Origin of the sequence: Streptomyces sp. NPDC058697 (assembly GCF_042715345.1) — a bacterium.
Classification (GTDB): domain Bacteria; phylum Actinomycetota; class Actinomycetes; order Streptomycetales; family Streptomycetaceae; genus Streptomyces; species Streptomyces liliifuscus.
The window spans coordinates 35,480-57,581 of record NZ_JBHXSU010000036.1 but is presented as its reverse complement, the minus strand read 5'-3'; the positions used below and the strand labels follow the sequence as shown (position 1 = coordinate 57,581).

At 68.9% G+C, this 22,102-nt stretch carries 13 protein-coding genes; 5 read left to right on the top strand and 8 right to left on the bottom strand.

Going from position 1 to position 22,102, the window contains the following annotated elements:
• Positions 1-55 precede the first annotated feature (55 nt).
• Positions 56-5,512, bottom strand: a complete 5,457-nt coding sequence (pulA, locus tag ACFWXQ_RS43325) for a pullulanase-type alpha-1,6-glucosidase (protein WP_383939880.1) — start codon at positions 5,510-5,512, stop codon at positions 56-58.
• A 264-nt stretch (positions 5,513-5,776) separates the two neighbouring features.
• On the opposite strand from pulA, the gene ACFWXQ_RS43320 reads away from it, so the two are divergent.
• The gene (locus ACFWXQ_RS43320; RefSeq protein WP_383939883.1) at positions 5,777-6,628 is read left to right on the top strand and encodes a hypothetical protein; all 852 of its coding nucleotides are present in this window, start codon (positions 5,777-5,779) and stop codon (positions 6,626-6,628) included.
• Positions 6,629-6,688: 60 nt separating this feature from the next.
• Positions 6,689-7,543, top strand: a complete 855-nt coding sequence (locus ACFWXQ_RS43315; RefSeq protein ID WP_383939886.1) for a hypothetical protein — start codon at positions 6,689-6,691, stop codon at positions 7,541-7,543.
• 13 nt (positions 7,544-7,556) lie between these two features.
• Here the strand turns inward: ACFWXQ_RS43315 and ACFWXQ_RS43310 are convergent, their stop codons facing one another.
• The 5 genes from ACFWXQ_RS43310 to ACFWXQ_RS43290 form a co-directional block, all read right to left on the bottom strand.
• Positions 7,557-8,939, bottom strand: a complete 1,383-nt coding sequence (locus tag ACFWXQ_RS43310) for an alpha-amylase family protein (protein ID WP_383939889.1) — start codon at positions 8,937-8,939, stop codon at positions 7,557-7,559.
• A gap of 163 nt (positions 8,940-9,102) precedes the next feature.
• The gene (locus ACFWXQ_RS43305; RefSeq protein ID WP_383939892.1) at positions 9,103-10,785 is read right to left on the bottom strand and encodes a glycoside hydrolase family 13 protein; all 1,683 of its coding nucleotides are present in this window, start codon (positions 10,783-10,785) and stop codon (positions 9,103-9,105) included.
• Between the two features lie 230 nt (positions 10,786-11,015).
• Positions 11,016-11,927, bottom strand: a complete 912-nt coding sequence (locus tag ACFWXQ_RS43300) for a sugar ABC transporter permease (protein ID WP_383939894.1) — start codon at positions 11,925-11,927, stop codon at positions 11,016-11,018.
• Between the two features lie 13 nt (positions 11,928-11,940).
• Positions 11,941-12,945 (bottom strand): carbohydrate ABC transporter permease, encoded by a 1,005-nt coding sequence (locus ACFWXQ_RS43295; RefSeq protein WP_383939897.1) that lies wholly within the window; start codon positions 12,943-12,945, stop codon positions 11,941-11,943.
• A 125-nt stretch (positions 12,946-13,070) separates the two neighbouring features.
• Positions 13,071-14,345, bottom strand: coding sequence for an extracellular solute-binding protein (locus tag ACFWXQ_RS43290; protein WP_383939899.1), 1,275 nt, complete (start codon positions 14,343-14,345; stop codon positions 13,071-13,073).
• 496 nt (positions 14,346-14,841) lie between these two features.
• Between ACFWXQ_RS43290 and ACFWXQ_RS43285 the strand changes: the two genes are divergently transcribed.
• Together ACFWXQ_RS43285 and ACFWXQ_RS43280 are read left to right on the top strand one after the other, a co-directional pair.
• The gene (locus tag ACFWXQ_RS43285; protein WP_383939902.1) at positions 14,842-15,876 is read left to right on the top strand and encodes a LacI family DNA-binding transcriptional regulator; all 1,035 of its coding nucleotides are present in this window, start codon (positions 14,842-14,844) and stop codon (positions 15,874-15,876) included.
• Positions 15,877-15,974: 98 nt separating this feature from the next.
• Positions 15,975-16,847, top strand: coding sequence for a phosphatase PAP2 family protein (locus ACFWXQ_RS43280; protein WP_383939905.1), 873 nt, complete (start codon positions 15,975-15,977; stop codon positions 16,845-16,847).
• A 58-nt stretch (positions 16,848-16,905) separates the two neighbouring features.
• On the opposite strand, the gene ACFWXQ_RS43275 is transcribed toward ACFWXQ_RS43280, so the two are convergent.
• Complete coding sequence (locus ACFWXQ_RS43275) at positions 16,906-17,802, bottom strand: LysR family transcriptional regulator (RefSeq protein WP_383939908.1); 897 nt, start codon at positions 17,800-17,802, stop codon at positions 16,906-16,908.
• A gap of 72 nt (positions 17,803-17,874) precedes the next feature.
• Between ACFWXQ_RS43275 and ACFWXQ_RS43270 the strand changes: the two genes are divergently transcribed.
• Positions 17,875-18,951, top strand: coding sequence for an EamA family transporter (locus tag ACFWXQ_RS43270; protein WP_383939911.1), 1,077 nt, complete (start codon positions 17,875-17,877; stop codon positions 18,949-18,951).
• Between the two features lie 49 nt (positions 18,952-19,000).
• Here ACFWXQ_RS43270 and ACFWXQ_RS43265 read toward each other — a convergent pair whose 3' ends face one another.
• Entirely contained in the window at positions 19,001-22,006 is a 3,006-nt protein-coding gene (locus ACFWXQ_RS43265; protein ID WP_383939914.1) for a bifunctional [glutamine synthetase] adenylyltransferase/[glutamine synthetase]-adenylyl-L-tyrosine phosphorylase, read from the bottom strand.
• Between the last annotated feature and the right edge of the window lie 96 nt (positions 22,007-22,102).

Below are 22,102 nucleotides of genomic sequence, written 5' to 3'. Positions count from 1 at the left end.
CACGGTGGTGGGGCGGAACGGGGTTCGGGTTCCGCCCCACCAAATTAATGCCTAGTCAGGCGGTCCGGGTGAATACGGCCACGCTCCGTCCCGGAACGGCGAAACTGCCCGATTCCGGATCGTACGAAGAGGACTTGACGGTGGAGTCCGCTCCCGTCCGCTGCACAGGGTGCAGCGCGTACGCCGTCCCGGCCAGGGAGGCGATCCGCTGCTCCTGCCGCTCGGGGGTGGCGTTGAAGACCACGACCAGATCACCGAGTTCCATGGTGATCACCCCGGGCGTCTCGTCCTTGCCCGACAGCGGGAAGGACAGCTTCGACTGCACCTGCTCGGCGGTGCCGAGCCCGAAGACTCTTTCGCTGGTACGGATCTTCAGCAGGTCCTGGTACGCGGCGGAGGCGCCCTCGATCTGCGGGCAGCCCACCTTGAGGCCCGCGGACGTCAACAGGGGCTTGGCGTAAGGCCACTTGGACTCGTTGTCGGCCGCCATCGGCAGCCCGCGTCCGAAGCCGTTGCCGTCCCGGCAGTCCCAGTGGATCGCGTTGAACCAGTCGCCGCTGTCGTAGGAGTTGCGGTCGAGCGACTTGGAACGCAGCAGGTCGGTGCCCGCCTGGGACAGTGCCGGGCCCTGTGAGAGCGCGGCCGTGGCCATGGCGAGGACCTGCATGCGGGCCCGGTCGGCGCCCGAGGTGCCCTTGGGCAGCTTGAACGCGAGCGCGTCGAACAGCGACTCGTTGTCGTGCGCGTCCACGTACGCGAGGGCGTCCCCGGGCGCGTCCGCGTAGCCGGCGGGCGCCCCGTTGTAGTCGACCTCGGAGCCCTTGACCTCCTTGCCTGCGGTGTCGGTGAAGGCGTACTCGGCGAGGTTGCCGGACAGGCCCACCTTGATCAGGTCCTGGTAGTGCAGGAGGCGGGCCTTCTGCTCGGCCGAAGTGCCGTTGCCGTCCGAGGAGTTGGGGTCGGTGTAGAGGCCGGAGGCGAAGCCCTGGACGCCCGGGTCCTCGTCGAAGGGGCCGCCGCCGCGCACGGCGTCACGGGCCCGGTCGGAGAAGGTGGCGATGCCGGTCCCGGCCATGTTCTTCTGGGTGGCCTGGACGAAACGGGCGTCGTCCGCGATCTCGCCGAAGTTCCAGCCCTCCCCGTAGAGGATGATCTTCTTGCCGTCGACGCCGTCCTTCGCGAGGGTGAGCGCGTCGAGGGCCTTCCTGACCGCGAGGATGTTGGCCTTCGGGTGGTGGCCCATCAGGTCGAAGCGGAAGCCGTCGACCTTGTACTCCCTGGCCCAGGTGACGATCGAGTCGACGACCAGCTTGCCCATCATGGCGTTCTCGGGCGCCGTGTTGGCACAGCAGGTGGAGGTGGCGACGCTGCCGTCGGCGAGGAGCCGCTGGTAGTAGCCGGGGACCACCTTGTCGAGCACGCTCGTGTCGGCCTGGCCGCTCGCGGTGGTGTGGTTGTAGACCACGTCCATGACGACCCGCAGACCGTCCTCGTTCAGCGACTTGACCATCCTCCGGAACTCGACCGTACGGTCCGTCCCGTCGGGATCGGTGGCGTACGAGCCCTCCGGCACCGTGAAGTGGTACGGGTCGTAGCCCCAGTTGTACGCGTCCTTCGCAGCGGCCTTCGCCACGCACTCCTGCTGCTTCTCGGAGTCGGCGGCGTAGGAGGAGAGGTCGCAGTCGGCCGTCGCCTGGTCCGCCTTCTTCTCCGGGATGGTGGCGATGTCGAAGGCGGGCAGGAGATGGACGTACGAAGTCCCGGACTCCGCAAGCTTCTTGAGGTGCCTGGAGCCCGCGCTGTCCTTGTCGGTGAAGGCGAGGTAGGTGCCCTTGTCCTTCGCCGGAACCGTCTTGTCGTCGACGGAGAAGTCCCGGATGTGGAGTTCCTGGATCTGCGCGTCCTTCAGCGGGACGGCCTTGGGCTTGCGCAGACCCGACCAGCCGCTCGGAGCAAGGGACTTGGCGCCCAGGTCGACGACGAGACTGCGCTCGGAGTCCGCGGCGAGGGCGACCGAGTAGGGATCGGTGACCTTGTTGGTGACGACCTCGCGGACGCTCGGCGCCCACACCTTCACGACGTACCGATAGGCCTTGTTCTGCCAGGACTTGGGACCGGTGACGGACCAGACGCCGGTGGCGTTGTCCCGCTTCATCGGCACGGTCTTCGGTGACGCACCCCTGTCGCCGATCTCCAGCTTCACGTCCTGCGCGGTGGGCGCCCACACGGAGAGCGTCGGGCGTCCCTTGTCGAACGTCGGCCCGAGGTCCGCCTTCGTGGCACCGCCGTAAAGGTCGTCGAGCACGCCCGCGATCTGTACGCCCGTGGCCGCCAACACAGCGCCATTGGCGGCTCGTTGGGAGGCGACGAGCTGGCCGCGCAGCGCCTCGCGCACCCGGTCGCGGTCGCGCGGGTCGACGGACCAGGCCTGGTAGTCCTTGAGGTGCGGGAACTTCGCCTTCTGGGCGTCGGTGAGCGCGGCCCTGTCGAGCCGCAGCCATCGCTCGTCGTCGCTCGTGAGTGCGCCGTCCTTCACCTTGATGGATCCGTTGCGCGAGGAGAGCAACTGGGTCGACGCGGCGGCCTCGTTGCCGTTCCAGGCGACCGTGTCCCGGTCGATCCAGACCGCCTTGGAGGTGGTGAGGTCGAGCGCGGCGGCGCTGCCCGCGGGCTGCGGAAGGAGGTACTTCTCCTGGCCGCTCAACAGCCACACCTCATGGCCGTTCGCCGTGAGGTCGAGCGACTGGTCGGTGGGCAGGTCCTTCTCGTCGCCCTTGTGGATGATGTAACTGAGGCTGGTGGCACCCTCGGTGAGCGGCACCTCGAAGACAGCGCCATACGCGTCAGTCTTCACCGGCTCCAGGGGCTTCGACCAGTCCGTGGGGTCCGCGGCTCCGGTCCAGGTGTGCAGTCCCCAGCCGTCGTAGTTCCCGTCGGCGCGCTGGTAGTGCAGTACGGCCCTGGTCTTGTCCGGCGCCGGGTAGTCGGCGGCCGGCCGTTCGGTCCGTACGGCCTCCTTGCCCTGCTCGACCCAGATCTCGCCCGTCTTGGTGACGTCGATCGTGCGGTCGGCGGAGACGTCCTTGTTGCCGTCCTTGTCGATGACGAGGAAGCCCACGTTCGAGGCGCCCGGCTTCAGCTTCACGTAGGCGAAGGCCCCGTACGCGTCCCGGCCGACGAAGTCGTGACCCTCGGGCCACGTGGTGCCCTCGCCGTCGGCGATGTCGCCCCAGGCGTACAGCCGCCAGTCCGCGTAGTCGCCGTCCTCGCGCTTGTAGTGGACGACCGCGTACTCGCGCGAGGAGGCGCTCGGGATCTCCTCGGCGGGCGGGGTGCCGGTGGTGGAGACGGCCGTCGTACTCGCCGTGCGCCCGGCGGAGTCGATCACAACCGCCTTGTAGCGCAGGGCTGTTCCGGCCGGTACGTCCTTGCCGACGACCTGGGTGACCTTGTACGGGGCGTGGTCGGCTGAGCCGAGCGTCTTCCACTTGCCGTTGCCCACCTGGGCCGCGAAGACGACTCGGTTGAGCTGTCCGCCGTCGGCGTCGGCGGAGATCTCTACGGTGCCGGTGGCGCCCTCGGCGGGTGCCTTCAGCGTGAGAGTCGGCTTGGTCGCGGGCTGTGCGAGCCTGCCCGTCGCCTTGAACACGACGGAGGAACCGGCCGGGACGGTGACGGTGACCTTCTTGTCGGAGCCGCTCTTGAGGGACTCGCCCCCATCGCCCGTGCCGTCCGTCCCGTAGATCCCGCGGAACGTCATGCCCGCCGAACCGGTCGCGAAGGTCGCCTCCTTCGCCTTGTCGGCGTTGTTCACGGCGACGACGTACTCGATGCCGCTCTTCGCGTCCGTGCGGGAGAAGGCGTAGACGCCGGCGCCGTCGGCCGCGTACCGCTCCGTCTGGACGCCGTCCGCGAGGGCCGGGTTGGCCTTGCGGAGCTTCGAGAGAGCACTGATCTGCTTGTAGAGCGGTGCACTCGTGTCGTACGCGTCCTCGGCGTGCGTGCGGTCCGTGCCCAGCTCGTCGTCGTCCAGGTAGTCGGCCGTCTTCGAGGCGAACATGGTCTGGCGGGCGTCCTTGTCGCCGCCCGCGCCGGTGAAGCCCTGCTCGTCGCCGTAGTAGACGACCGGGTTGCCGCGGCCGAGGAACATCAGCTCGTTGGCGAGCCCGTCCTTCTTCACCAGCTCGGCATCGGACGCGTTCGGGTTGTCCTGCTTGAGGAACGTGCCGATGCGGCCCATGTCGTGGTTGCCGAGGAAGGTGACCTGCTCGTAGGCGTTGGCCTTGTCGGTCGTGTACTTGTAGTCGTCCCCGAACACCGACGCGAGCCGCTTCGCGCTGCCGCCCTGGGAGGCGTACGCCCGTGCCGCGTCCTGGAAGGGGAAGTCCAGCGTGGAGTCCAGGCGGCCCTCGGTGACGTACGGGGAGGTGATCGACGTGTCCGCCGAGTAGACCTCGCCGAACATGAAGAAGTCGTCACGCCCCCGCTCGGCCGCGTACGCGTCGAGGGCGGTGGCCCACTGGGTCCAGAACTCCGTGTTGACGTGCTTCACGGTGTCGATCCGGAAGCCGTCGATGTCGTAGTCCCTGACCCACCGCTGGTAGATCTTCTCCATACCGCTAACGACCTCGGGACGCTCGGTCCACAGATCGTCGAGCCCGCCGAAATCGCCGTACGTGGAGTTCTCGCCGGCGAACGTCGAGTCTCCGCGGTTGTGGTACATCGACGTGTCGTTGAGCCACGACGGCACCTTGACGTTCTTCTTCGCGGCGGGCACGACGGGCGTACGAGGGAAGGAGCCGGCCCCGACGGACGGGAAGTCCCCGGTCCCGTCCGCGTAGTCGGCGTCGTCGAAGGGCTCGCCGTCCTTCGTCAGATAGGGGAAAGCGCCCTTGGAGAGGTACGAGTAGGACTTCTCCTTGTAGTCGACGACATCGGCCGTGTGGTTGGTGATGACGTCGAAGAAGACCTTCATGCCCTTGTCGTGGGCCTTGTCGATGAGCCTTTCCAGGTCCGCGTTCGTGCCGAAGTGCGGGTCGACCTGCGTGAAGTCGGTGATCCAGTAGCCGTGGTAGCCGGCCGAGGCGTCCTTGCCGGTGCCCTGCACGGGCTGGTTCTTGAAGATCGGCGCCATCCAGATGGCCGTGGTGCCGAGGTCCTTGATGTAGTCGAGCTTCTTCGTCAGCCCCTTGAGGTCGCCGCCCTGGTAGAAGCCCTTGTCGGTCGGGTCGTAGCCGGTTTCGAGGCGGGAGCCCGTGAGGCCGCCCTTGTCGTTCGACGTGTCGCCGTTGGCGAAACGGTCCGGCAGCACGAAGTAGAACTGCTCGCGGGTGAGGTCGTTACGGGCGGGCGTCTTGGCCAGGGCCGCGTCCGACGGGGGTGCGGGCGGGGCCGCGGCGCGCGCGGCGAGGGGCTGGACGAGCGCCGCGACGAGGGCGGCCACGGCGATGGCCGCGACCCGTCCGGCGTGGGCGGTGCGGCGCGCCGGGGGCGCCGGCCATCTCGGTATCACAGGCGGGAACTCCTTGCGATTACGGCTCAGTCGGGTCCGACCCCGGCGAGACCGTATCTCCGACGCAAGGGTTGCAGCAAGATGCCTGCAAGGAGAAGAAAGAGATTTCACCGGCGCTCTTGGCGGTCATCCGCACGGGAGGCCGGGAACCGACCACCCCAACTACCCGTCCTACAGCCCGAACTTGATACGCACGGTCGAACATGGACTCTTGTTCAATAGATTTACCTGTGCAATTAGGTGTACGCGGAAGGAATGCCCTTGATGGAACTGTCTGCACTGGTCGACGCCCTGAAGGCGCACGCGCTGGACGCCACACTGACCGAGGAGGGCCAGATCGTGGTCAACCTGCCCAGCAGCCGGGACCAGTTGATCCTGGGCCCCAGCCGGAGCGGGAGAGCGCCCCGGCTGTTCTGGCAGCGCCGTACGTTCCTCGGCACCCGTACCAACGAGTGCGGGTATCTGGAGTGGACGCCCGACCCCGGTCCCGTGGTCGGGGAGCTTCTCGGCTACGTACGCTCCAACGGACAGGGCGAGCCGCAGTACGGACCAGTCCTGGACGCGCTGCGGAGCAATGGACTCGACGCGGCGGTCGTGGCCACCGGCGGAGGCTGTCATCGGATCTGCGTCCACCTCGCCGACGGCACCCGGCTCGCCATCGGTGCTCCCGAGTCGCTTCCCCCGCAATTGACCCAGGTCACCGGCTGGCAGGTGCGGCGCATGGGCCCCGGCGACAGGAACAGGGTCGTCTACCAGTCGGCTCCTCGGGACCGTGATCGCGAGGCCACAACCGCCGAGCCCGGCATCGATCTGATGGCCAGGCATGTCGCCCGCTATCTCACCGAGGCGGGGCTGCGCCACGACGGCCACCGCCCGCTGCCCGCGCCGGCACCGGAGCAGGAGGTCACCGCGGGGTCGGTGGCCCGGCTGATCGACGAACTGGCCCAATTACCGTGCCACCGTCGCGGGTTGGACAGCCCGGGCGGTGCCCTCATCACCCTCGCCGAGCGGGACGGCACCAACGCCACGGCCATCGAGGTCCCCGCCGAACTCGCGAGCCGGATCAACTCGGTCCTGCTGAGCATGCTCACGGTCATGCGGCCGTACGACGACTAGCCTCCCCCCGCACCGGGGCGGCCCGCATCGCGCGGCACGCGATACGCGACGATGAACAAGATGGCTACGACACGAGAACAGTTCGAGCAGCGGCTCGCCGCACTGGGGGATGCCTGGATCACCCGCAGGCAGCTGCGGGAGCTGGCGGGAGTCACGGAGAAGACCGTCCGCAACTGGCTCGCCGAAGGCCCCCTCGGCCCGTCCGAGACCCGCACGGGCCCGCACAACTCCCAGCTCATCGAGCGGGAGGCCGCCGCGGCTCTGGCCCGGAGCCACCTCTTCGGGCCCAGGGAGGGCACCACCGTGCCGTGGACCGGTCCGCGCCTGGCCGAAGAGCCCCGGCGGTTGAGTCATGCCCCCGGCGAGCAGTGGGGGTGGGCCGACATCGCCCGGCTGCGCGGGGTGACCCCCGGGGCCGTCAGCAACCTGGCGAAGTCGTACGAGAACCACCCGGCCAGGCCGTTCCCCGGGAGGGTCGGGCGCGGGCGCGACGCGGCGGCCGTGGCCGAGTGGTTCCTCTGGTACGACACCGAGCGTCCGGGATACGCGGCGCGGCGCGAGGAAGGGCGGGTCCCGGAAGTCGTCGCACGGCTGGAGTCGGCGCTGGCCGGACCGGAGGACCTGACGACGGCGACTCTCGCCGAGGAGCTGGGAGTCGCCCCCGCCGTGGCACGGGCGTACCTCGCCCGGGCCGCCGAGCGGGTGATGGGCCGCCATCGGCTCATCCCCCGCAGCGCCATCGCGGGACTCCTGGAGCGGGCCGGCCACAGCGGGACCGCCGAGCAGCGGCGTGAGCGGGTCAGGACCCTGCTGCGCCGGAGGAACGCCCCGCGCAAGCACATCACCGTCGGTGGCACCGACTACTACAGGAAGGCCGAGATCGACCGTCTCCTGTCGTCGCCGCACGACAGCTGACGTGCACGGCCCCTCAGCAGCTCGGCTTGCCCGAATGGATCGCCAGGGCCGTGTTGGAGCCCAGAGTGGCGGTGAACTGCCCGCTGGAGTTCACGGTCACCGAGGTGTTGCTCTGGACGTTGCAGTACGTGCCCGCCGCGAGCGAGGTCTGGTAGGTGCGGGTCAGCGAGGACGACTCGTGGTTGATGGCCACGAAGCCCTTGCCGCCGCGGCCGAAGGCGATGGCGTCGCCCCCGTTGTCCCACCAGTTGGTGACCGACTCGCCCCGGGTGGTGTTGCGGAAGGCGACCATCGACTGGATCTCCGGCCAGGCGTGCTGGCACTTCCAGCCGTCCTGCCAACAGGCGTTGACCGTACCGCCGTTGGGCGGGCCCGCGTCCGTGGAGGAGAACTCGTAGCCGGAGTTGATGTCGGGCGCGCCGTACGGGTACGCCAGCATGAAGACGTTGGCCAGGGTGTAGTTGGCGTTGTCCTTGTAGCTGAGCGTGGAACCGTTGCGCTCGGTGTCGTGGTTGTCGACGAAGACGCCCGAGACCCCGCTGCTCATATAGCCCCAGCCCTCGCCGTAGTTCTTGAGGTAGGCGAGGTTCTCGTTGTTGAAGACCCGCTTGAGGTCGAACGCGTACCGGAACTCCTGGACGTCACCGGTGCCGGTGTACTCGGTCGGCTGGACGGCCTCGCCGGCGCCGTAGATGGCCTCCTGCTTCCAGTACACGGACGAGTTGCTCAGCCGGCCCTTGATGTTGGCGAGGTCGGCGGCCGGGATGTGCTTGGCCGCGTCGATGCGGAAGCCGTCGACTCCCAGCGAGAGCAGGTCGTTCATGTAGGTCGCGATGGCCCCGCGGACGTAGTCCTCACCGGTGTCCAGGTCGGCGAGCCCGACGAGTTCGCAGTTCTGGACGTTGCCGCGGTCCTGGTAGTTGCTGATCTGCGAGGTGCAGTTGTCGAAGTCGGGCGAGGAGTACAGGCCCGGGTAGGCGTACTTCGTGTAGGACGAGCCGCCCGTACCGGTACCGCTGCCCGCCGACATGTGGTTGATGACCGTGTCGGCGACGACCTTCACACCCGCCGCGTGACAGGTGCTGACCATGTTCTGGAAGGCCGTACGGTCGCCGAGCCGTCCGGCGATCCGGTAGCTGACGGGCTGGTACGAGGTCCACCACTGCGAGCCCTGTATGTGCTCGGCGGGCGGCGAGACCTGGACGTATCCGTAACCGGCGGGGCCCAGACGGTTGGTGCACTCCTTGGCGACCGAGGCGAAGTTCCACTCGAAGAGGACGGCGGTGACGTCCTTGGTGCCGGGCGGGGAGGCGTACGCGCTGCCCGCGGTGCTCGCGGGGACGACGAACGCGGCCGCGGCGAGGGCGAGCGCGCCGGACAGGGCTCTCTTGGCCATGTGGGGATCCTTCTCCATTGAAGGGGTGGGCCGTTGAAGGTTCTTGCTGCAAGATTCAACGGCCGTGCGGTGCGCCAGATAGTAGAAGCCCGCCTCCCGAAGCGGAAGGCGGGCTTCTGAAAATTCCGGAAAGTTCTTGCAGAACCCCCGAGTTGATGAACGGTCAGTCAGCGATCCACCACACTGTGGTGTCGGCAGGCAGCTTCGCCTCGCCGTCGTCCGTCACGGTCACCTCGCCGCTCGCGAGCAGCACCCGCCCGTGCGCCGGGACGGTCGCCGCCTCGCCGCCGGTGTTGGTCGTGCAGACGAACGCCCCCCGGCGGAAGGCGAGTACGCCCTCGGGCGCCTTCAGCCACTCGACACGGTCGCCCGCGCCGAGGTCGGCCTGCTCGCTCCGGGCGGCGAGCGCGGACCGGTACAGCTCAAGGGTCGAGCCCGCGACCCCGCTCTGCGCCTCCACGCTCAACTCGCCCCAGCCGGACGGCTGGGGCAGCCAGCTGCCCCCACTGCCGAAGCCGTACGACGAGCCGTCCCGGGTCCACGGGATCGGCACCCGGCACCCGTCGCGGAACCCGTCCTGGCCCGCGCCCCGGAAGTACGCCGGATCCTGGCGCACCTCGTCCGGCAGGTCGACGACGTCCGGCAGACCGAGCTCCTCGCCCTGGTACAGGTAGGCCGACCCGGGCAGCGCGAGCATCAGCAGCGTGGCCGCCCGCGCCCGGCGCAGACCCAGTTCACGGTCTCCGGCGGTACGGATCTGGGTGCCGAGCCCGGCCGGATTGGCGAACCGGGTCGCGTGCCGGGTCACGTCGTGGTTGGACAGCACCCAGGTGGCGGGCGCGCCCACGGGCCGCATCGCGTCGAGGGTGCGGTCGACACAGGACCGCAGCTCCGCGGCGTCCCAATGGGTGCTCAGGTACTGGAAGTTGAAGGCCTGGTGCAGCTCGTCGGGGCGCACGTAGTTGGCGGTGCGCTCGATGGTCGGGGTCCAGGCCTCGGCAACGAAGATGCGGTCACCGGCGTACTCGTCGAGGACGATCCGCCAGGCCCGGTAGACCTCGTGGACGCCGTCCTGGTCGAAGAACGGCATGACATCGTTGCCCAGCAACTTCACCTGGTCGTGGGATCCCAGGTCCGGCAGTCCGTCCGCCTTGACCAGCCCGTGGGCCACGTCGATACGGAATCCGTCGACACCCATGTCGAGCCAGAACCGCAGGATCGAGCGGAACTCGTCGCCGACGGCCGGGTGGTCCCAGTTGAAGTCGGGCTGCTCGGGCGCGAAGAGGTGGAGATACCACTCGCCCGGGGTACCGTCCGGCTCGGTCACCCGCGTCCAGGCAGGGCCCCCGAAGATGGACTCCCAGTCGTTGGGCGGCAGTTCACCGTCCGCGCCCTTGCCCGCACGGAAGTGATAGCGCTCCCGCAGCGGCGAACCCGGCCCCTCCGCGAGGGCCCGCTTGAACCACTCGTGCTGGTCCGAGGAGTGGTTGGGCACAAGGTCGACGATGATCCGCAGGGCGAGATCGTGGGCGTCCCGGATCAGCGCGTCGGCGTCGAGCAGGTTGCCGAACATGGGGTCCACGGCCCGGTAGTCCGCCACGTCGTAGCCGGCGTCGGCCTGCGGCGAGGCGTAGAAGGGGCTGAGCCACACGGCGTCCACGCCGAGGTCGCGCAGATACGGGAGTCGGGAACGTACGCCCTCCAGGTCGCCCATGCCGTCGCCGTTGCTGTCGGCGAAGCTGCGCGGATAGACCTGGTAGATCACCGCGTCGCGCCACCAGTCGCGACGGTCGGCGACAGTGGCGAGGGCGGAGGCCGGGGCCGGGTCGGCGGAGTGCTGGCTCATAACATCCTTGAGGCGTAACAGAGTTCGGTCATGGAGTCGCCGTAGTGGCGCGTGTCTTCTTCGTTTGTGGGACTGCTGATGCGGGACTGCTGACGAGGCGGCCGCGGTGTCAGCGGGGTCGGATGGACACCGCGACCGCCACCCACGCCCCCGAAGGGGCGCGGGGAACTGCGCGATCAGCCACGACGTGCCGCCGGACGACCGACGACCTCATGGCTCACCGCGAACGGCTAACCTTTCGTACCGCCGGCGGTCAACCCGGTCACCAGGTTCTTCTGCACAAGGTAGAAGAACGCGGAGACGGGAATCGCCACCAACACCGCCGTGGCAGCCATGAGGTTGCGCTGGGCGTCGTGCTCGCTGACGAAGCTCTGCAGACCGACGGCGAAGGTGTACTTCGTGTCGGACAGCATGAACGTCGAGGCGAAGGCGACCTCGCCGAACGCGGTGATGAAGCTGTAGAAGGCGGCGACGGCGAGACCCGGCTTGGCGAGCGGCAGGATCAGCCGCGCGAAGGTGCCGAAGGGCGAGAGCCCGTCGACGCGCCCGGCCTCGTCGATCTCGAAGGGGATGGTGTCGAAGTACCCCTTGAGCAGCCAGGCGCAGTACGGCACGGCCGTCGAGCAGTAGACGAGGATCAGGCCCAAGTAGTTGTCGATGAGCTGGAGTTCCGAAAGGATCTCGTACATCGGGACCATCAGCACGGCGACCGGGAACATCTGGGTGACGAGCAGGACCCACATGAACTTCTTGTAGCCGGGGAAGCGCATGCGGGAGACCGCGTAACCCGTCGTGGCCGCGACCAGGACGCCGATGACGGTCGTGCCGAGCGACACGAGGAGCGTGCTCCACATCCAGTCGAAGAACGGCGTGTGCTGCAGCACGAACGAGTAGTTGTCGAACGTCATCTTGCCGAGGATGTCCCCGGGGTGCAGATAGTCGTCCTTGTCCGGGCCGAGGGACAGATAGACGAGCCAGGCGATCGGGAAGAGCGCGATCAGGCTCGCGACGACGAGGATGCCGTGCGAGGTCAGTGAGCCTGCGAGGCTGCGCTCGCCGCGCCGCGGCCCCTTGCCCGCCGGTGCGGTGTCCACGGGGCCCCGGTCCGCCGGGGCGGGGGACGTGACTGTGGTGGTGCTCATGGGGACTCCTGCCTCAGATCGCGAGCTGCTGCTCATTGCGGGCCAGCCAGCGGCGGTAGACGGAGGTGAAGACGATCAGGATGGAGAGCAGCAGCACGCCGTACGCGGCGGACTGCGCGTAGTCGCGCGGCTGCTGGCCGAAGCCCAGGTAGTAGGCCCAGGTGACGAGGATCTGCGCGTCCGGCGCGGTGTCGCCGAAGAGCAGGAAGATGATGGCGAACTGGTTGAACGTCCAGATGACGCCGAGCAGTACGACGGTGGAGCTGACCGACCGCAGCCCCGGCAGGGTGACGTGCCGGAAGCGCTGCCAGGCGTTGGCCCCGTCCATCTCGGCGGCCTCGTACAGGACCGGGTCGATGGACTGGAGTCCGCCGAGCAGCGAGACCATCATGAACGGCACACCGCACCAGGTGTTGACCATGATCGCGGCGAACCGCTGCCAGAAGGTGTCCTCCAGCCACAGCGGTGACGGCAGATGCACCGCATCCAGCATGGAGTTGATGACACCACCGTCGGCGAGCATGAACCGCCAGCCGAAAACAGTGACGAACGTCGGCACGGCCCACGGCAGGACCAGGATGAGCCGGTAGAAGGTCCGCCCCCGCAGCTTCTGGTTGAGCAGCAGTGCGAGCCCGAGCCCGATCACGTAGTGGAGCAGCACGCACAGGGCCGTCCACACGATCGTCCAGATGAAGTGCGACCAGAAGCGGTCGTACGCGGTGGGGCCCCACAGGATGTCGGCGTAGTTGTCCAGGCCGATGAACTTGTAGGTGGCGTCGATGTGGTTGACGCCGATCGTGCGGGCCGAGTTGAGGCTCGTGGCGTCGGTGAACGTCAGGTAGATGCCCCGCGCCAGCGGATAGAGCACCAGCACACCGAGCACGACGACGACCGGGGCGATCATCGCGTACGCGTACCAGTACCGCTGGTACGAGTGCTTCATGCGCTGGAGCGGGCCGGGGCGCGGAGCCCGCTCACCGCGGCGCTTGCCGGTCGCGCGGTCGATGACGACTGTCATGGTTCGACACCTTCTGGAAAATCAGGGGTTGGGCGCACGTTCTGGAGACACGGCCGGTGGCCGCCGGATCCGTCCCCCCTGACCCCCGTCGCGCGGGGGCCCGGCGGATCCGACGGCCACACGGGTCACTTGCTGAAGTCGGGCACCAGCTTGGCGATCGCGGTCTCCGCGTTGCCCAGGCCCTTGTCCAGCGACTCCTTGCCACCGGCGATCTTGGGCAGTTCGGTGTCGAGCGGACCCCACAGCGAGCTGTACTCGGGCAGTGCCGGGCGCGGCTGGGCGGCGGAGAGCACGCCCTGGTAGCCGGCGATGCCCGGGTCGGCCTTGACCTCGGTGGTGTAGGCGTCGTCGCGCGTCGGCAGCGTGGAGTTCTTGAGGGCGATCGTCTCCTGGGACTTCGCCGAGGTCATGAACTTCACGAACTTCAGCGAGGCCTCCTGGTGGGCCTTGTCCGAGCCCGCGTACACGGAGAGGTTGTGGCCGCCGGTCGGGGCGCCCGCCTTGCCGCTGGAGCCGGCCGGGACGGTGGCGATGCCGAGGTTGGCCTTGTCCTTGAACGCCGAGCCCTTGTAGAAGTTCGTGATCTCCCACGGACCCTGGACGATCGCGGCGACCTTGCCGTTGACGAACGCGTCCTGGATGTGGGCGTACGCGTCGGCGGTGGTGTCGGCCTTGTGCAGGCCGTTGCCGTCGAAGAGGCCCTGCCAGGTCTTGTAGGCCTTCTTGGCCTCGGGCGAGGCGACGGTGATCTTCTTGCCCTCGGCGTCGACCGTGTCGGTGCCCTCGCCGTACAGGAACGACTGCGCGTAGTAGGCCTGGGTGGAGCCCCAGTAGCCGTCGACGCCCGTCTTCTTCTTGATGGTGCCGGCGTCGGTCTTGAGGTCGGCCCAGGTGGCGGGCGCCCCGTCGATGCCGGCCTTCTCGAAGAGGGCCTTGTTGTAGACCAGCGCGAGGGTGTCGGTGACCAGCGGCACGCCGTACGTCTTGCCGTCGTACTTGGCCTGCTCGATCAGGCTGGGCTGGAACTTGCCCTGGTCCGCGAGGGCCTCGGTGCCGTCGAGCGGCAGGAAGAAGCCCTTCTTGGCGAACGCGGGGGTCCAGCCGACCTCGGAACGCAGGATGTCCGGGGCGCCCTTGGAACCGGCGGCGGTGTCGAACTTGTTCTGCGCCTGGTCGAACGGCACGTTGACGTACTTGACCTTGATGCCCGGGTTGGCCTTCTCGAATTCCTTCGCGAGGGCCTTGTAGACCGGTGCCTCGTTGGTGGCGTTGGACGTGTCCCACCACGTGATGGTGACCGGGCCGTCCGCCTTGCCACTGTCGTCGCTGTCGCCGCCGCAGGCCGTCGCCGCGAGGGCGAGGGACGCCACCAGTGCGGTGGCCGCTATGCCACGCCGCATGAGTTCTCCTTGAGGGTGAAAGCCCGTGTGCTTGAGGGAACGGCCCCGTCCGCCGTCCCTGCCGACTCTCCGACCGCACCGTTGCCGCCGCCGGGCGACGTGAACGTAACAGCGATGTAAGCGCCGCGAAAGACCTTGCAGCAAAAAAGTGCAAGACCGACAGACAGTTACCCGGGCGTGACCTCTTCTCGACCGTCCCGAGCCTTGATTCACGGGCATTCACCGGGAACGGGACCACTGTGCAAGACTCTGCAAGCTCTTGCCATACCCGTCGGTCACGGGGATCATCGCCCCGGCAGCGCCTTGCAGAACCACCCCTTCCCGCGGGCGCACACAGCGGGTACGCGACGGACACAGCCCGGAATGCCGACCGAAGTGCCGACCAGAATCACGAGGGAACGCGATGACGCAGCAGCCCCGAGCGGGCCGATCAAGTGCCCGCACCCGTCGTTCGTTCGGTGGGCAGGGCGAGACCCGGCCGGTACAGTCCAGTCCTGTGACCACACGGCTTGCCGACATCGCAGCCCAGGCGGGGGTGAGCGAAGCGACCGTCAGCCGCGTCCTGAACGGGAAGCCGGGCGTCGCCGCGACCACCCGCCAGTCCGTTCTCGCCGCGCTCGACGTACTGGGCTACGAGCGCCCGGTCCGCCTACGACAGCGCAGCGAGGGCCTCGTCGGACTCATAACCCCGGAGCTGGAGAACCCGATATTCCCGGCCCTGGCCCAGGTCATCGGCCAGGCGCTGACGCGGCAGGGCTACACTCCGGTCCTCGCGACCCAGACTCCGGGCGGCTCCACCGAGGACGAGCTGACCGAGATGCTGGTCGACCGGGGCGTCGCCGGCATCATCTTCGTCTCCGGACTGCACGCGGACACCTCCGCGGACATGCAGCGCTACGAACAGTTGCGCGGCCAGGGTGTGCCGTTCGTCCTCGTCGACGGTTTCTCGCCAAAAGTGCAGGCACCCTTCATCTCGCCGGACGACCGGGCGGCGATGGCCCTCGCGGTCACCCACCTCGTCTCGCTCGGCCACACCAACATCGGTCTCGCGCTCGGCCCGAAGCGGTTCGTGCCGGTCCAGCGGAAGATCGAGGGTTTCGTCCGCACCATGCAGGACCTGCTGGGCCTCACCTCGGCCGACATCGAGGAGCGACTGGTCCAGCACTCGCTGTACACGCTGGAGGGCGGCCAGGCGGCCACCGCGGCGCTCATCGACCGCGACTGCACGGCCGTCGTCTGCGCGAGCGACATGATGGCGCTCGGTGCCATACGGGCCGCACGGCAGCGCGGCCTCGAAGTCCCCAAGGACATCTCCGTCGTGGGTTTCGACGACTCCCCTCTCATCGCGTTCACGGACCCGCCCCTCACCACGGTCCGCAAGCCGGTCCCGGCCATGGGCCAGGCCGCCGTACGTACGTTGCTGGAGGAGATCGGCGGGACACCGGCGCCCCACAGCGAGTTCGTGTTCATGCCGGAACTGGTGGTGCGGGGTTCCACCGCATCGGCACCTGGGGACCGAAATCGTGCGTAAGCAGTAGTGCCCCACCTACTCCAGGTGTAGAACGTGCGGGCAGGACCCACCCGAGGGATGATCGGTGGGGAAGGGCTTATCTGGCAGACTCTGTCTCTATGGGTGAGAGCACCGTGACGACACTGGAAGGCCAGGAGCAGGCCGCACACCAGCCCGTCGCGGACGAGGCGAACAGCCGCGCGGGGCAAGGTTTCCTGCGCCGCTTGCGTATGCCTCGCCGCCCCCGGCTGTGGTTCGAGATCCTGCTGATCGCGGTGAGTTACTGGACGTACTCACTGATCCGCAACGCGGTCCCCGAGCAGCGGGCGAAGGCGCTGGAGAACGCCGACTGGATCTGGAAGGTCGAGCACCACCTCGGCATGGCCGTGGAGGAGTCCGTCAACCACAGCGTGAACTCGGTGACTTGGCTGATCGTCGGCATGAACTACTACTACGCCACGCTGCACTTCGTGGTGACTCTGGGTGTCCTGGTGTGGCTCTACCGCAGCCACCCCGGCCGGTACGCGGCAACACGCATGGTCCTCTTCGCCACCACCGGCGTGGCCCTGGTCGGCTACTACCTGTATCCGCTGGCCCCGCCCCGCCTGATGAACGGCAGCGACTTCATCGACACGGTCGTGGTCCACCAGACCTGGGGCTCCATGGCCTCCGGCGACCTGAAGAACATGTCGAACCAGTACGCCGCGATGCCGTCCATGCACATCGGCTGGTCCCTCTGGTGCGGCCTCACGATCTTCGCCCTGGCCTCGGTCCCCTGGGTCCGCGTCCTCGGCCTGCTCTACCCCACGGCAACCCTGGTGGTCATCGTCGCCACGGCCAACCACTTCTGGCTCGACGCGGTCGGCGGCATGATCTGCCTGGCCTTCGGCTACGCAGTGGCAAGGCTCTGGTACGGCTCGATGCCGTACGCCCTGCCGCAACTGGTCCCGGCAAAGCCACCGAGGCGATCGCTGCTGCCGACGAAGGCGTAGGCCCGCGCCCCTAAGGGGCGCGGGGAACTGCGCGACAAGCCCCCACCGGCCCGCAGCCTCAGGCCGCGCCACCAGCCTCCCTCAGCGCATCCAAGAAACTCCGCAAGGCAGGCGACCGCGGCGCCCCCTCCCGCACGGCGGCAAAGATCGACCGAACCGGCTCCGGCCCCCGAACCTCCCGCACCACCACACCCGGATGCCGACTGCCCAGCCCCAGCCGAGGCACAAGACTGACACCCAACCCCGCCGCGACGAACCCCTGGGCGGTCGCATAGTCCCCGCTGTCCACGACAACCCGCGGCCGGAACCCGGCGGCCTCGCAAGCCACAAGCTGCGCGTCAAGACACGGCCCGGGCCACTCGCTCCCCACCCACGGCTCCTCCGCAAGGTCGGCCAGCGCGACGGTCCGCCGCCCCGCCAGCGGATGCCCCTTGGGCAGCACGGCGAGGTAGGGATCGTCGAGCAGCCGCACGAGCCGCACACCGTCGGGCCCGGCCTCCTCCGAGGGCCGGACCACGAGCGCCAGGTCCGCCCGCCCCTCCTTCACGTCCGGCAGCGAGTCCTCGAAGTCGACGAGCTTCAACTCGACCTGCACACCGGGATGTTCGGCCCGCACCTTCGCAACGGCCGGAGCCACGAGCGCGGCCCCCGCCGTGGCGAAGTACCGCACGGAGAGCCGCCCCGTACGCCCCTCCAACAGGTCGACGAGCGCGGTCTCGGCCTCGGCGACCTGCCGCCCGATGACGTCCGCGTACTCGGTGAGCATCAGCCCCGCCTCAGTGGGCCGCACCCCGCGCCCGACCCGTTCGAGCAGGGGCGTACGCGCCTCCTTCTCCAGGACGGCGATCTGCTGACTGACGGCGGACGGCGTATAGCCGAGCCGCGCGGCAGCCGCCGTCACGGACCCACTGGTCACCACGGCCCGCAGCATCTGCATACGTCGCACATCAAGCATGCAGCAGAGCTTAACAGTGCATGCAAGATCCTTCACTTGTCCTTACACCACACTCTCCCTCACCGTGGACGCATGCCGCTCGCATCGACCCTCCGCATGGCCGCGCTGGCCCTCCTCTGGGGTTCCGGCTTCCTCTGGATCAAACTGGCCCTGAACCACGGCCTGTCCCCCGCGCAGATCACGATCACCCGCTGCGCCCTGGGCACGGCGGTACTCCTCCTCCTGGCCCGCTCGGCAGGCCAACGCCTCCCCCGCGACCGCGCGACCTGGACCCACCTCGCCATCGCGGCCCTCTTCTGCAACGCGATCCCCTTCGCCCTCTTCAGCATCGGCGAGCAGACGGTCGACTCGGGCATCGCGGGCGTACTGAACGCGACAACTCCCCTGTGGTCCCTGCTGCTCGGCATCTTCCTGGGCACCGACCGCGGACTGGGCCGCGTCCGCCTGACCGGCCTCTTCCTGGGCTTCGCGGGCACACTCCTGATCTTCGCCCCCTGGCAGCGCTCGGCGGGCCTGCTGACCTGGGGCTCCCTGTCCCTCCTGGCCGCCGCGGCAAGCTACGCCGTCGCCTTCGCGTACATGGCCCGCAAACTCACCGACCGGGGCGCCCCGACAGCCATGTCGGCGGCCCAACTCCTCGCCGCAACAGCCTGGACGACCCTCTCAGTCCCCGCCGCCGGCCCCCTGCACACCGACGCCACGGGCCTCCTGGCGATCACCGCCCTGGGCATCCTCGGCACGGGCGTCACCTTCTACCTCAACTACCGCCTCATCGCGGACGAGGGCCCCACCAGCGCCGCAACGGTCGGCTACCTGCTCCCGGTCGTCTCCGTCGCCCTGGGCGTCCTGATCCTCAACGAGTCCACCGGCCCCCGCATCTGGACAGGCATGGCAATAGTCCTGACCGGCGTGGCGATGACCCGCACCCGCAGGACGTCAGAAGGGGACGTGGCGGGGTGTCCGCCCGCAGCGGATGGCGCGTCCGCGCCGGTCCCCTCGAAGGCCCCCCAATCGCGCCAGACCGAGGACGGACACCCCGCCGCGGCCCCGCCCTCGCTCGCCGAGCAGGCGCCCAACCACAACCCGCAGAATGGGCGACGGCCCAAACCCCCTGAGGGCGCGGGGAACTGCGCGCCAAGCCCCCACTGACCGGCACCCGCTGAACAACTCTCGCCAACCCCTACGCTCAGCGGCAGCGCTACCGGTCACCGGCCCCATAGAACAACTCTTCCACAACGGCCCGAGCCCGCCGAGTAGTACGCCGATAGTCATCGAGCATGTCCCCCACATGCCCCGGCCCATACCCCAAGTACCGCCCCACGGCAGCAAGTTCACGCCCATCAGAAGGGAACGTATCCCCGGCCCGCCCCCGAACCAGCATCACAGCATTACGCACCCGCGTAGCCAGAACCCACGCCTCATCCAGAGTCGAAGCATCCTCACCGGAGATCAACTCCGCCGCACAGGCAGCCGCAAGAGCCTCCCGCGTACGAGTGGTACGCAACCCCGGCTCCTCCCACCCGTGCCGCAACTGAAGCAACTGCACAGCCCACTCCACATCGGACAGCCCACCCCGCCCCAGCTTGGTGTGCAACGTCGGATCCGCCCCGCGAGGCATCCGCTCGGACTCCATCCGGGCCTTCAACCGCCGGATCTCCCGCACGGCGTCCTCGCCGAGCCCCTCCGCCGGATACCGCAACGGATCAACCAGCTCGATGAAGCGCCGCCCCAACTCCTCGTCCCCGGCGACAACTTCGGCCCGCAGCAACGCATGGGCCTCCCACACGAGGGACCACCGCCGGTAGTACGCCTCGTACGACTTCAACGTCCGTACCAGCGGCCCGGACTTCCCCTCGGGCCGCAGATCCGCGTCGATCAACAACGGCGGATCGGCACTGGAAACCTCCAACAACCGCCGCATCTCCGAGACAACGGAATTGGCGGCCCGAGAAGCCTCCTGCTCATCAACCCCTTCCCGGGGCTCATGCACGAACAGCACATCCGCATCGGACCCGTAACCGAGCTCGTGCCCCCCGAAGCGCCCCATGCCGATGACGGCGAACCGGGTGGGCAAGGTATCCCCCCACCCCTCCCGCACCACAGCCCGCAACGCACCCGCGAGCGTCGCCGCGGTCAGATCCGAGACGGCCCCGCCGACCAGATCCACCAGCGCACCCTGGTCGGCGTTGGCCGGCGTCTCGTCGGTCCCGTAGGAGTTCACGATGTCGATGGCGGCCGTACGGAACAACTCCCGCCGCCGCACGCCACGCGCGGCGGTGACCGCGGCCTCGCCACCGCTGGCCCGCCCGACGGCCGCGAGGATCTCCTGTTCCAGCTGGGCCCGGCCGCGGGGTTCGAGCCCGCCGCCGTCCCCGTCCCCGAGCAGCGCCACGGCCTCGGGCGCCCGCATCAGCAGGTCGGGGGCGAGCCGCCCGGCGGACAGCACCCGGGCGAGATTCTCGGCAGCGGCCCCTTCGTCCCTCAACAGCCGCAGATACCAAGGGGTCTTGCCCAACGCGTCGGACACCTTGCGGAAGTTGAACAACCCGGCGTCGGGATCGGCGGAATCCGCGAACCACCCCAACAGCACGGGCAGCAGGGTCCGTTGGATGGCGGCCTTCCGGGAAACCCCGGAGGCGAGCGCCTCCAGATGCCGCAACGCGGCGGCAGGATCGGCGTACCCCAGCGCCACCAGACGCTCCCGCGCCGCGGTCGTACTCAACCGGCTCTCGCCGGGCGCGAGTTGAGCGACTGCGTCGAGCAACGGCCGGTAGAAGAGCTTCTCGTGCAGCCGCCGCACCACGGAGGCATGCCGCTTCCACTCCCGGTTCAGCTCACCGATGGGGTCGGTGCGCAGCCCCAACGACCGCCCGATACGCCGCAGATCGGCGTCGTCCTCGGGCACGAGGTGTGTACGCCGCAGCCGGAAGAGCTGTATGCGGTGCTCCATGGAACGCAGGAACCGGTAGGCGTCGTCGAGCAGCACGGCGTCGACGCGCCCCACGTACCCGCCGACGGCCAGCGCTTTCAAGGCGTCCAGTGTGGTCCCGCTGCGCAACGACGTGTCGGCGCGCCCGTGCACCAATTGCAGGAGCTGCACGGCGAATTCGACGTCCCGCAGACCGCCGGGGCCGAGCTTCAGCTCGCGCTCGATCTCGGCGACGGGGATGTTCTCGACCACCCGCCGCCGCATCTTCTGCACGTCGGGGACGAAGTTCTCCCGCTCGGCGACCTGCCAGACGAGCGGCGCGAGCGTGGCGACGTACGACTCCCCCAGCTCGACGTCCCCGGCAACGGGCCGGGCCTTCAACAGAGCCTGGAACTCCCAGGTCTTGGCCCACCGCTGGTAGTACGCCAGATGACTGGACAGCGTCCGAACAAGCGGCCCGTTCCGCCCCTCGGGCCGAAGATTGGCGTCGACGGGCCAGATCGACCCCTCCACCGTGGTCTCGGAACAGATCCGCATCAGATGCGAGGCCAGCCGGGTGGCGGCCCGCAGGGCCTTCCCCTCGTCGGCCCCGTCGACGGCCTCCCCGACGAAGATGACATCGACGTCGGAGACGTAATTGAGCTCGTGTCCACCGCACTTGCCCATGGCGATCACCGCGAGCCGGCACATCGCGGCGTCCTCGGGGGCAGCCGTACGTGCGATGGTGAGCGCGGCCCGCAGGGTGGCGGTCGCGAGGTCGGCGAGCTCGGCGGCGGTCTGCGCGACATCGGTCGTCCCGCACACGTCGCGCGCGGCGATGGACAGCAGGCACCGCCGGTAGGCGACGCGCAGCGTCACGGGGTCGGACGCCTCGGCGAGCCCGCGTTCGAACTCCGCGGTGCCCGGGTGCAGGTCCTGCGGCTCGTACATCACGAGGACCTGCCAGTCGAGCGGATGCCGCGCGAGGTGGTCGCCGAGCGCGGCGGACGCGCCGAGCACCCCGAGCAGCCGGTCGCGCAGCGGCTTGGCCGCGATCAGCGTGTCGAGCAGCTCGCGCTGTGCGGTGTGACCGTCCTGCGCCTCGACGAGCCGTACGAGCCCGAGCAGGGCCAGGTCGGGATCGGCGGTGGCGCCGAGCGCGTCGAGCAGCACCGGATCGTTCCGTATCGGCGCGAGTTCCGCGCTCTCCATGAGCCGCTCGGCGGCGGACGGATCGGTGAAACCGTGCCGCAGCAGCCGCGTGAAGGTACTGCTCCTGCGCCCCGGCGTCATCATCCCCGGCCTCCGGTTCCGCCCACGGATCAAGGTCGTACGGCCCTGAGCCTAACCGGAGAGCCTGAGGGAAGGGCCAGAGCGCGGGCCGACGGTTTC